We start from the raw sequence: 11,906 nt of genomic DNA on the forward strand, positions 1-11,906 counted from the left end.
AAACAAAACCCCTGATTGCGTTAGCAATCAGGGGTTTCGGAATTTAATCTTGACGATGACCTACTCTCACATGGGGAAACCCCACACTACCATCGGCGATGCATCGTTTCACTGCTGAGTTCGGGATGGGATCAGGTGGTTCCAATGCTCTATGGTCGTCAAGAAATTCGGGTACTGAGTCGTGACCAGTTGGCCTCGCTTCAGCAAATTGGGTATGTGATAGCTTCGGTGTTTTGTGAGTTTCTCGAACTTTCGGTTCGTTTCGTCTTCACACACCGCAATCTGGTCTCTTCGACTCAAATTGCTTGGGTGTTATATGGTCAAGCCTCACGGGCAATTAGTATTGGTTAGCTCAACGCCTCACAGCGCTTACACACCCAACCTATCAACGTCGTAGTCTTCGACGGCCCTTCAGGGAACTCAAGGTTCCAGTGAGATCTCATCTTGAGGCTAGTTTCCCGCTTAGATGCTTTCAGCGGTTATCTATTCCGAACATAGCTACCCGGCAATGCCACTGGCGTGACAACCGGAACACCAGAGGTTCGTCCACTCCGGTCCTCTCGTACTAGGAGCAGCCCCTCTCAAATCTCAAACGTCCACGGCAGATAGGGACCGAACTGTCTCACGACGTTCTAAACCCAGCTCGCGTACCACTTTAAATGGCGAACAGCCATACCCTTGGGACCGGCTTCAGCCCCAGGATGTGATGAGCCGACATCGAGGTGCCAAACACCGCCGTCGATATGAACTCTTGGGCGGTATCAGCCTGTTATCCCCGGAGTACCTTTTATCCGTTGAGCGATGGCCCTTCCATACAGAACCACCGGATCACTAAGACCTACTTTCGTACCTGCTCGACGTGTCTGTCTCGCAGTCAAGCGCGCTTTTGCCTTTATACTCTACGACCGATTTCCGACCGGTCTGAGCGCACCTTCGTACTCCTCCGTTACTCTTTAGGAGGAGACCGCCCCAGTCAAACTACCCACCATACACTGTCCTCGATCCGGATAACGGACCTGAGTTAGAACCTCAAAGTTGCCAGGGTGGTATTTCAAGGTTGGCTCCACGCGAACTGGCGTCCACGCTTCAAAGCCTCCCACCTATCCTACACAAGCAAATTCAAAGTCCAGTGCAAAGCTATAGTAAAGGTTCACGGGGTCTTTCCGTCTAGCCGCGGATACACTGCATCTTCACAGCGATTTCAATTTCACTGAGTCTCGGGTGGAGACAGCGCCGCCATCGTTACGCCATTCGTGCAGGTCGGAACTTACCCGACAAGGAATTTCGCTACCTTAGGACCGTTATAGTTACGGCCGCCGTTTACCGGGGCTTCGATCAAGAGCTTCGCGTTAGCTAACCCCATCAATTAACCTTCCGGCACCGGGCAGGCGTCACACCCTATACGTCCACTTTCGTGTTTGCAGAGTGCTGTGTTTTTAATAAACAGTCGCAGCGGCCTGGTATCTTCGACCGGCATGAGCTTACGGAGCAAGTCCTTCACCCTCACCGGCGCACCTTCTCCCGAAGTTACGGTGCCATTTTGCCTAGTTCCTTCACCCGAGTTCTCTCAAGCGCCTTGGTATTCTCTACCCAACCACCTGTGTCGGTTTGGGGTACGGTTCCTGGTTACCTGAAGCTTAGAAGCTTTTCTTGGAAGCATGGCATCAACCACTTCGTCATCTAAAAGATAACTCGTCATCAGCTCTCGGCCTTAGAATCCCGGATTTACCTAAGATTCCAGCCTACCACCTTAAACTTGGACAACCAACGCCAAGCTGGCCTAGCCTTCTCCGTCCCTCCATCGCAATAACCAGAAGTACAGGAATATTAACCTGTTTTCCATCGACTACGCTTTTCAGCCTCGCCTTAGGGACCGACTAACCCTGCGTCGATTAACGTTGCGCAGGAAACCTTGGTCTTTCGGCGTGGGTGTTTTTCACACCCATTATCGTTACTCATGTCAGCATTCGCACTTCTGATACCTCCAGCAAGCTTCTCAACTCACCTTCACAGGCTTACAGAACGCTCCTCTACCGCATCATCCGAAGATGATACCCGTAGCTTCGGTGTATGGTTTGAGCCCCGTTACATCTTCCGCGCAGGCCGACTCGACTAGTGAGCTATTACGCTTTCTTTAAAGGGTGGCTGCTTCTAAGCCAACCTCCTAGCTGTCTAAGCCTTCCCACATCGTTTCCCACTTAACCATAACTTTGGGACCTTAGCTGACGGTCTGGGTTGTTTCCCTTTTCACGACGGACGTTAGCACCCGCCGTGTGTCTCCCATGCTCGGCACTTGTAGGTATTCGGAGTTTGCATCGGTTTGGTAAGTCGGGATGACCCCCTAGCCGAAACAGTGCTCTACCCCCTACAGTGATACATGAGGCGCTACCTAAATAGCTTTCGAGGAGAACCAGCTATCTCCGAGCTTGATTAGCCTTTCACTCCGATCCACAGGTCATCCGCTAACTTTTCAACGGTAGTCGGTTCGGTCCTCCAGTTAGTGTTACCCAACCTTCAACCTGCCCATGGATAGATCGCCCGGTTTCGGGTCTATTCCCAGCGACTAGACGCCCTATTAAGACTCGCTTTCGCTACGCCTCCCCTATTCGGTTAAGCTCGCCACTGAAAATAAGTCGCTGACCCATTATACAAAAGGTACGCAGTCACAGAACAAAGTCTGCTCCCACTGCTTGTACGCATACGGTTTCAGGATCTATTTCACTCCCCTCTCCGGGGTTCTTTTCGCCTTTCCCTCACGGTACTAGTTCACTATCGGTCAGTCAGTAGTATTTAGCCTTGGAGGATGGTCCCCCCATATTCAGACAAAGTTTCTCGTGCTCCGTCCTACTCGATTTCATGACTAAGAGATTTTCGCGTACAGGGCTATCACCCACTATGGCCGCACTTTCCAGAGCGTTCCGCTAATCTCAAAGCCACTTAAGGGCTAGTCCCCGTTCGCTCGCCACTACTAAGGGAATCTCGGTTGATTTCTTTTCCTCAGGGTACTTAGATGTTTCAGTTCCCCTGGTTCGCTCCATACACCTATGTATTCAGTGTAAGGTAACCATCTTATGATGGCTGGGTTCCCCCATTCAGACATCTCCGGATCAAAGTCTGTTTGCCGACTCCCCGAAGCTTTTCGCAGGCTACCACGTCTTTCATCGCCTCTGACTGCCAAGGCATCCACCGTATGCGCTTCTTCACTTGACCATATAACCCCAAGCAATCTGGTTATACTGTGAAGACGACATTCGCCGAAAATTCGCAATTACTCACAAATTTTACCTTAGCCTGATCCGTTACCAGTGAAAGTAACGTTCAGTCTATCTTTCTATCACATACCCAAATTTTTAAAGAACGATCTAATCAAAGACTAGAAATCAACATTCACCATCACAACGATGGAATGCTCATTTCTAAGCTTTCATAACGTAGAAGCAGTAGTGGTGGAGCCAAACGGGATCGAACCGTTGACCTCCTGCGTGCAAGGCAGGCGCTCTCCCAGCTGAGCTATGGCCCCGTATTTCTACAGGCGTTTCCCACACAAAATTGGTGGGTCTGGGCAGATTCGAACTGCCGACCTCACCCTTATCAGGGGTGCGCTCTAACCAACTGAGCTACAGACCCAATTTCGGGCTGCTTCTTATCGTCTTCTTCAATGAATCAAGCAATTCGTGTGGGAACTTATGGAGCAGCTGATGTCGTCGATTAAGGAGGTGATCCAGCCGCAGGTTCCCCTACGGCTACCTTGTTACGACTTCACCCCAGTCATGAATCACACCGTGGTAACCGTCCTCCCGAAGGTTAGACTAGCTACTTCTGGTGCAACCCACTCCCATGGTGTGACGGGCGGTGTGTACAAGGCCCGGGAACGTATTCACCGCGACATTCTGATTCGCGATTACTAGCGATTCCGACTTCACGCAGTCGAGTTGCAGACTGCGATCCGGACTACGATCGGTTTTCTGGGATTAGCTCCACCTCGCGGCTTGGCAACCCTCTGTACCGACCATTGTAGCACGTGTGTAGCCCAGGCCGTAAGGGCCATGATGACTTGACGTCATCCCCACCTTCCTCCGGTTTGTCACCGGCAGTCTCCTTAGAGTGCCCACCATGACGTGCTGGTAACTAAGGACAAGGGTTGCGCTCGTTACGGGACTTAACCCAACATCTCACGACACGAGCTGACGACAGCCATGCAGCACCTGTCTCAATGTTCCCGAAGGCACCAATCTATCTCTAGAAAGTTCATTGGATGTCAAGGCCTGGTAAGGTTCTTCGCGTTGCTTCGAATTAAACCACATGCTCCACCGCTTGTGCGGGCCCCCGTCAATTCATTTGAGTTTTAACCTTGCGGCCGTACTCCCCAGGCGGTCAACTTAATGCGTTAGCTGCGCCACTAAGAGCTCAAGGCTCCCAACGGCTAGTTGACATCGTTTACGGCGTGGACTACCAGGGTATCTAATCCTGTTTGCTCCCCACGCTTTCGCACCTCAGTGTCAGTATCAGTCCAGGTGGTCGCCTTCGCCACTGGTGTTCCTTCCTATATCTACGCATTTCACCGCTACACAGGAAATTCCACCACCCTCTACCATACTCTAGCTCGTCAGTTTTGAATGCAGTTCCCAGGTTGAGCCCGGGGATTTCACATCCAACTTAACGAACCACCTACGCGCGCTTTACGCCCAGTAATTCCGATTAACGCTTGCACCCTCTGTATTACCGCGGCTGCTGGCACAGAGTTAGCCGGTGCTTATTCTGTCGGTAACGTCAAAACAGCAAAGTATTAATTTACTGCCCTTCCTCCCAACTTAAAGTGCTTTACAATCCGAAGACCTTCTTCACACACGCGGCATGGCTGGATCAGGCTTTCGCCCATTGTCCAATATTCCCCACTGCTGCCTCCCGTAGGAGTCTGGACCGTGTCTCAGTTCCAGTGTGACTGATCATCCTCTCAGACCAGTTACGGATCGTCGCCTTGGTGAGCCATTACCCCACCAACTAGCTAATCCGACCTAGGCTCATCTGATAGCGCAAGGCCCGAAGGTCCCCTGCTTTCTCCCGTAGGACGTATGCGGTATTAGCGTCCGTTTCCGAACGTTATCCCCCACTACCAGGCAGATTCCTAGGCATTACTCACCCGTCCGCCGCTCTCAAGAGAAGCAAGCTTCTCTCTACCGCTCGACTTGCATGTGTTAGGCCTGCCGCCAGCGTTCAATCTGAGCCATGATCAAACTCTTCAGTTCAAACATCTTTGGGTTTTTAAGAAACCCTAAACTTGGCTCAGCAATCGTTGGTTACATCTTTGATTTCTCGCGGAGTAACTTGTGATGCTGATAATCTTGTTGACTATCAGTCTGACTCCACAAGCACCCACACGAATTGCTTGATTCAGTTGTTAAAGAGCGGTTGGTTAAGATCTTTCGTCTCAACCGAGGCGCGCACTCTACAGCAGCCTCTGTTGCTGTCAAGCGGTTTTTTTAAGAAGTTTTCAAAGTTTCCTTTGTAACTTCAACCACTTGCGCTTCCGATCTCTCGTTAGCGGGAGGCGAATTCTACAGCGTTACACGCTGCTGTCAACACCTCTTTTTCTCCGCTTTCGACCGAGAAGATCGAACCGTTAATAGGGCTAAACAACACTGCCTTACTAACTCCTTCTGGGCTTCGATGATCTGAAGCAGCTCGCTGTCGAAACCTACATAACTCTTTGTTTACCAAGGAGTTTTCCGTTTCGACTGCGCCGGAAGTGGGGCGAATTATAGACAGATATAAATCGCCGTCAACAGTTAATTTCAGGTTTATTCGAATTTAAGCGTAATACGCGCAAATGCCTTCTTACCCGCCTGGCAAACGTGAGTCGCGCCCAGCTCGTATATAAAGGTGCGATCAACAACCTCACCATCTATACGCACGCCGCCGGAACCCAGAAGGTCGCGCGCCACAGCCGAGTTCTTCACCAGGCCCGCCTTATTAAGGACCGCAGCAATCGGCATTGCCTCGGCAGCAGTCAACTCAACCTCCGGCAGATCGTCCGGCAGCTCGCCATCCTTCATGCGGTTACCCGCAGCACGGTGAGCGCTGGCAGCAGCCTCCTCACCATGGAAGCGCGCAACAATCTCTTCCGCCAGCTTGATCTTCACATCCCGCGGATTCGCACCAGCCTCTACCTCAGCACGCAATGCATTGATCTCATCCATCGAGCGGAAGCTCAACAGTTCGAAGTAACGCCACATCAGCGCATCCGGAATCGAAACCAGCTTGCCGTACATCACACCCGGCGCCTCCTGGATACCTACATAGTTACCCAAGGACTTGGACATCTTCTTGACGCCATCCAACCCCTCCAGCAACGGCATGGTCAGAATGCATTGAGCCTCTTGCCCATACGCGCGCTGCAACTCACGCCCCATCAGCAGGTTGAACTTCTGATCGGTACCGCCCAACTCGACATCGGCACGCAATGCCACCGAGTCATACCCTTGGACCAACGGGTACAGGAACTCATGGATCGCGATCGGCTGATTGGTGGAGTAGCGCTTATCGAAGTCATCGCGCTCGAGCATGCGAGCAACGGTGTACTGGGACGTCAGACGAATGAAGTCCGCCGGCCCCATCTGATCCATCCAGGTGGAGTTGAATGCCACCTCGGTCTTGGCCGGATCGAGGATCTTGAAGACCTGGGTCTTGTAGGTCTCGGCATTATCGAGGACCTGCTCACGGGTCAGCGGCGGACGCGTAGCGCTCTTGCCGCTCGGATCGCCGATCATCCCGGTGAAGTCACCTATAAGGAAGATCACCTGATGCCCCAGCTCCTGGAACTGGCGCAGCTTATTAATAAGCACTGTATGCCCAAGGTGCAGATCCGGCGCTGTCGGATCAAAGCCGGCCTTAATACGCAGGGGCTGGCCACGCTTGAGCTTTTCGATCAGCTCAGCTTCGACCAACAGTTCTTCCGCACCACGTTTGATCAGCGCTAGCTGCTCTTCAACCGACTTCATAACAGACCCGCAAGGCTCAGATTCAAAAGGGAACCAACCATACAAGATCAGGGACTAATTACAAGTTTTGCCCTGCGCACGGACACCGTTCAGCAAGCCCAGCGTTCGCAAGCTTGCACCACAGATGATTTGGTTATATTTTATACAGTTATTTCATCTTCATCATGTCATTCATCTTTTCCAATTCATCTTTTCAAAGTCAAAATTAATTATGACCACAGAACCGTCTAAAGCGCCGCCGCTTTACCCGAAGACCCACCTGCTCGCCGCAAGTGGGATCGCCGCCCTTCTGAGCCTGGCACTCCTGGTATTTCCTTCCAGCGATGTGGAAGCCAAACGAACGACACTGAGCCTTGACCTGGAAAGTCCGGTTGAGCAACTGACACAAGATCAAGACGCTTCCGACGCACTGCAAGCCACAAATGGCGCAACAGAGTCGCCGTTTGCCCAGATTGAAAACAGCGCCGAAGACACTAAAGAGACCGCGCAGGCCAAGCCTGCGGTAGAAACACCCAAGAACCCGCTACACCGGGAAGTCATTGTTGCCAAAGGCGACACCCTTTCGACCCTGTTCGAAAAGGTCGGCCTCCCAGCCGCGACGGTCAACGATGTGTTGGCAAGCGACAAGCAAGCCAAGCAGTTCACCCAGCTCAAGCATGGCCAGAAGCTCGAATTCGAACTGACAGCCGACGGGCAACTACACAACCTGCACAGCAATATCAGCGACCTGGAAAGCATCACGCTGACCAAAGGCGCCAAGGGCTTTGCGTTCAACCGCATCACCACCAAGCCAGTGATGCGCTCCGCCTATGTACACGGCGTGATCAACAGCTCGTTGTCGCAATCCGCCGCCCGCGCCGGGTTGTCACACAGCATGACCATGGACATGGCCAGCGTGTTTGGCTACGACATCGACTTTGCCCAGGACATTCGCCAGGGCGACGAATTCGACGTGATCTACGAGCAAAAGGTCGCCAACGGCAAGGTCGTCGGCACCGGCAACATCCTTTCTGCGCGGTTCACCAACCGTGGCAAGACCTACACCGCCGTGCGCTACACCAACAAACAAGGCAACAGCAGCTACTACACCGCCGACGGCAACAGCATGCGCAAGGCGTTCATCCGTACTCCGGTTGACTTCGCCCGTATTAGCTCGCGTTTCTCGATGGGTCGCAAGCATCCAATTCTGAACAAAATTCGCGCCCATAAAGGCGTCGACTACGCAGCTCCGCGCGGCACGCCAATCAAGGCGGCTGGTGACGGCAAGGTTTTGCTGGCCGGTCGCCGTGGCGGCTACGGCAATACTGTGATCATCCAGCACGGCAATACCTACCGTACGCTGTATGGCCACATGCAAGGCTTTGCTAAAGGCATCCAGACTGGCGGCAACGTCAAGCAAGGCCAGGTGATCGGCTATATCGGCACCACTGGCCTGTCCACCGGACCACACCTGCACTACGAGTTCCAGGTCAACGGTGTGCACGTCGACCCACTGGGTCAAAAGCTGCCAATGGCTGATCCAATCGCCAAGGCCGAGCGCGCACGCTTCCTGCAGCAGAGCCAGCCACTCATGGCCCGCATGGACCAGGAGCGCTCCACCCTCCTGGCCTCGGCGAAACGCTAAGCCATGTCGCTCTATATAGGCGTGATGTCCGGGACCAGCCTTGATGGCCTGGACATTGCGCTGATCGAGTTGGCACCGGCGATCAAGCTGATCGCCACCCATTACATCCCTATGCCTGACTCCCTGCGTTCCGAGCTGCTTGGCCTGTGCGCCAGTGGCCCGGACGAGATTGCCCGTTCGGCGATTGCCCAGCAGAACTGGGTGACACTCGCCGCCCAAGGCATTCACGCCCTAATGGATCAGCAGAAACTCAAACCCCAGGACATTCGAGCAATTGGCAGCCACGGCCAAACCATTCGCCACGAACCTGCCCGGGGCTTTACCGTGCAGATCGGCAACCCGGCGCTGCTCACCGAATTGACCGGAATCACCGTTGTCAGTGATTTCCGCAGCCGCGATGTCGCCGCAGGTGGCCAAGGCGCCCCGCTGGTTCCTGCATTTCATGAGGCATTGTTTGGCGAGCGTACGCGCAACCGTGCCGTACTGAACATCGGCGGCTTCAGCAACCTCAGCTTGATCGAGACAGACAAGCCAGTCGCCGGCTTTGATTGCGGCCCGGGCAACGTCCTGCTGGATGCCTGGATTCACCAGCAACGCGGCGAGAACTTCGACCGCGATGGCCTGTGGGCTGCCAGCGGGAAAGTTGAACCCCTGCTACTCAAGGCGTTACTCAGCGACCCGTTCTTCGTGACCAAAGGGCCAAAAAGCACCGGACGTGAAGTCTTCAACCTGGGATGGCTTGAGCATCACCTGGGACGGCTACCGCCATTCGCAGCCCAGGACGTGCAAGCCACACTGCTTGAGCTGACCGCCCTGACCATCGTCGAATCCCTGCAAACCGCACAACCGCAGACCGAAACCCTGCTGGTCTGCGGCGGCGGCGCCCATAACGCAACCTTGATGAGCCGCCTCAGCGCACTGCTACCAGCCACCCAAGTCAGCAGTACCGCCACTTACGGCGTGGACCCCGACTGGGTCGAAGCCATGGCCTTCGCCTGGCTTGCCCATTGCTGCCTTGAAGGCATCGCCGCCAATCGCCCCAGCGTCACCGGCGCCCGCGGCCTTCGGGTACTCGGCGCGATCTACCCGGCCTGACCCCCACACAGCAAAACGCCGCTTGACCCTATCAAGGCCAAGCGGCGTTTTTACATCCGCTTTCGATCAGATCGAGAACGAAGACCCGCAACCACACGTAGTAGTGGCATTCGGGTTCTTGATCACGAAGCGCGAACCTTCCAGACCTTCCTGATAGTCCACCTCGGCTCCTGCCAGGTACTGGAAGCTCATCGGATCGACGACCAGGCTTACACCCTCGCGCTCAACGATGGTGTCGTCATCGGCCACGTCTTCATCGAAGGTGAAACCGTACTGAAACCCTGAACAACCGCCGCCCGTAACAAATACGCGCAGCTTCAAGCGATCATTACCCTCTTCATCGACCAGGCTCTTCACCTTGTGCGCAGCACCGTGGGTGAATTGCAAAGCCGTGGGGGTGAAGGATTCAACGCTCATGCTGATAATCTCCCGGCGTAGCGCCGCCATATGCGTGATGGCGGGCATTATCCGCTTCTCCTAGAAAAGCGGTCAACTATTGTTACGGTATATCAATCTGCGCAGTGGCCATTAAAAACACGAAAGGCCCGATCAACGGGCCTTTGCGCAATAGCAGAAAACTTACGGCAGCATGCCCGCATGGGACAGGCCCAGCTTCTCATCCAGACCAAACAGGATGTTCATGTTCTGCACAGCCTGGCCCGAGGCGCCCTTGACCAGGTTATCGATCACCGACAGCACCACCACCAGATCACCATCCTGTGGACGGTGCACCGCGATACGGCACACGTTGGCGCCACGCACGCTGCGGGTTTCCGGGTGGCTGCCCGCCGGCATCACATCGACGAACGGCTCTTCGGCATAACGCTTTTCAAACAGCGCCTGCAGGTCCACCGAACGATCAACGACTGTCGCATACAGCGTGGAGTGGATCCCGCGGATCATCGGCGTCAGGTGAGGCACAAACGTCAGGCCGATATCTTTACCTGCTGCGCGACGCAGCCCCTGGCGAATTTCCGGCAAGTGACGATGACCTTTCACCGCATAGGCTTTCATGCTTTCCGACGTCTCGGAGTAAAGCGAGCCTACAGCAGCACCACGGCCAGCACCGCTGACACCCGACTTGCAGTCAGCAATCAGCCGCGATGCGTCCGCCAGCCCGGCTTCCAGCAATGGCAGGAAACCCAGCTGTGTAGCGGTTGGATAGCAACCTGGTACGGCGATCAGGCGCGCTTGTTTGATCTGCTCGCGATTGACCTCCGGCAGGCCATACACCGCCTCTTCCAGTAACTCCGGCGCGCCGTGAGGCTGGCCGTACCACTTGGCCCACTCATCGGCGTCCTGCAGGCGGAAGTCCGCCGACAAATCGATCACCTTGGTGCCCGCTGCCAGCAACTCGCCCGCCAGGGCATGGGCAACACCGTGGGGCGTGGCGAAGAACACCACATCACAGGCACCCAGGGTCTTGATGTCCGGCACGCTGAACGCCAGGCCATCGTAGTGGCCTCGCAGGTTCGGATACATGTCCGCCACCGCCAGGCCGGCCTCGGATCGGGAAGTGATCACCACCACCTCAGCTTGCGGATGCTGAGCCAGCAGACGCAGCAATTCGACACCGGTGTAACCCGTGCCGCCGACGATACCGACCTTGACCATAAACCTGCCCTCAACGAACCCACTGGAAAGCCGTCGATAATAGGGTCCGTATCGTCCTGCGACAACCGTCAACGTGACGTGTAGACGCTTGAGCCACTACTATCTTCAGCTACCGTGAACCTGGGAATAACTAAAAATGCTTTATCTATGGGTCAAAGCCTTCCATATCGTCAGCATCGTCTGCTGGTTTGCCGCACTGTTCTACCTTCCGCGCCTGTTCGTCTACCACGCGCAAAGCGAGGACACTGTCAGCAAGGAACGCTTCAGCGTAATGGAGCGCAAGCTCTACCGCGGCATCATGGGGCCGGCGATGATTGCCAGCCTGGTGTTCGGCGGCTGGCTGATCTACCTCAACCCGGCCATCTTTCAATCCGGGGCGTGGATTCACGCCAAGTTGACCCTGGTAGTACTGCTGATTGGCTACCACCACATGTGCGGTGCGCAGGTAAAACGTTTTGCCCGTGGCGAAAACACCCGCAGCCATGTCTTTTATCGCTGGTTCAATGAAGTGCCAGTTCTGATATTGCTGGCTATCGTAATTTTGGTCGTGGTCAAACCGTTCTAATCTCTATTAC

Annotated in this window: 6 protein-coding genes, 2 tRNA genes and 3 rRNA genes; 3 read left to right on the forward strand and 8 right to left on the reverse strand. The window is 54.6% G+C overall.

The features are described 5' to 3' along the window. Positions 1-47 precede the first annotated feature (47 nt). The 6 genes from rrf to tyrS form a co-directional block, all read right to left on the reverse strand. Positions 48-163, reverse strand: a 5S ribosomal RNA gene (rrf, locus tag JFU58_RS21045). 153 nt (positions 164-316) lie between these two features. Next, positions 317-3,210, reverse strand: a 23S ribosomal RNA gene (locus JFU58_RS21050). Between the two features lie 234 nt (positions 3,211-3,444). After that, positions 3,445-3,520, reverse strand: a tRNA-Ala gene (locus JFU58_RS21055). Positions 3,521-3,550: 30 nt separating this feature from the next. Then, a tRNA-Ile gene (locus tag JFU58_RS21060) sits at positions 3,551-3,627 on the reverse strand. Positions 3,628-3,709: 82 nt separating this feature from the next. Further along, positions 3,710-5,246, reverse strand: a 16S ribosomal RNA gene (locus JFU58_RS21065). Together the 16S, 23S and 5S rRNA genes with 2 tRNA genes alongside form the textbook arrangement of a ribosomal RNA operon. Positions 5,247-5,798: 552 nt before the next feature. Continuing rightward, a complete protein-coding gene (tyrS, locus tag JFU58_RS21070; protein ID WP_201142093.1) occupies positions 5,799-6,998 on the reverse strand; it encodes a tyrosine--tRNA ligase in 1,200 nt (399 codons plus the stop codon). 211 nt (positions 6,999-7,209) lie between these two features. Between tyrS and JFU58_RS21075 the strand changes: the two genes are divergently transcribed. Continuing rightward, entirely contained in the window at positions 7,210-8,622 is a 1,413-nt protein-coding gene (locus tag JFU58_RS21075; protein ID WP_093204514.1) for a peptidoglycan DD-metalloendopeptidase family protein, read from the forward strand. A gap of 3 nt (positions 8,623-8,625) precedes the next feature. Further along, positions 8,626-9,717, forward strand: a complete 1,092-nt coding sequence (locus tag JFU58_RS21080) for an anhydro-N-acetylmuramic acid kinase (protein ID WP_201142095.1) — start codon at positions 8,626-8,628, stop codon at positions 9,715-9,717. Positions 9,718-9,783: 66 nt separating this feature from the next. Here the strand turns inward: JFU58_RS21080 and erpA are convergent, their stop codons facing one another. Both erpA and argC read right to left on the reverse strand, forming a co-directional pair. Next, positions 9,784-10,134: an iron-sulfur cluster insertion protein ErpA gene (erpA, locus tag JFU58_RS21085; RefSeq protein ID WP_003176443.1), complete on the reverse strand. Its 351-nt coding sequence runs from the start codon at positions 10,132-10,134 to the stop codon at positions 9,784-9,786. A 162-nt stretch (positions 10,135-10,296) separates the two neighbouring features. After that, positions 10,297-11,331: an N-acetyl-gamma-glutamyl-phosphate reductase gene (gene argC, locus JFU58_RS21090; RefSeq protein ID WP_063026803.1), complete on the reverse strand. Its 1,035-nt coding sequence runs from the start codon at positions 11,329-11,331 to the stop codon at positions 10,297-10,299. Between the two features lie 136 nt (positions 11,332-11,467). Between argC and hemJ the strand changes: the two genes are divergently transcribed. Further along, complete coding sequence (hemJ, locus tag JFU58_RS21095) at positions 11,468-11,896, forward strand: protoporphyrinogen oxidase HemJ (protein ID WP_017476328.1); 429 nt, start codon at positions 11,468-11,470, stop codon at positions 11,894-11,896. Positions 11,897-11,906: the final 10 nt, after the last annotated feature.

It is taken from the genome of Pseudomonas sp. TH34 (assembly GCF_016650865.1).
Taxonomy (GTDB): Bacteria; Pseudomonadota; Gammaproteobacteria; order Pseudomonadales; family Pseudomonadaceae; genus Aquipseudomonas; species Aquipseudomonas yamanorum.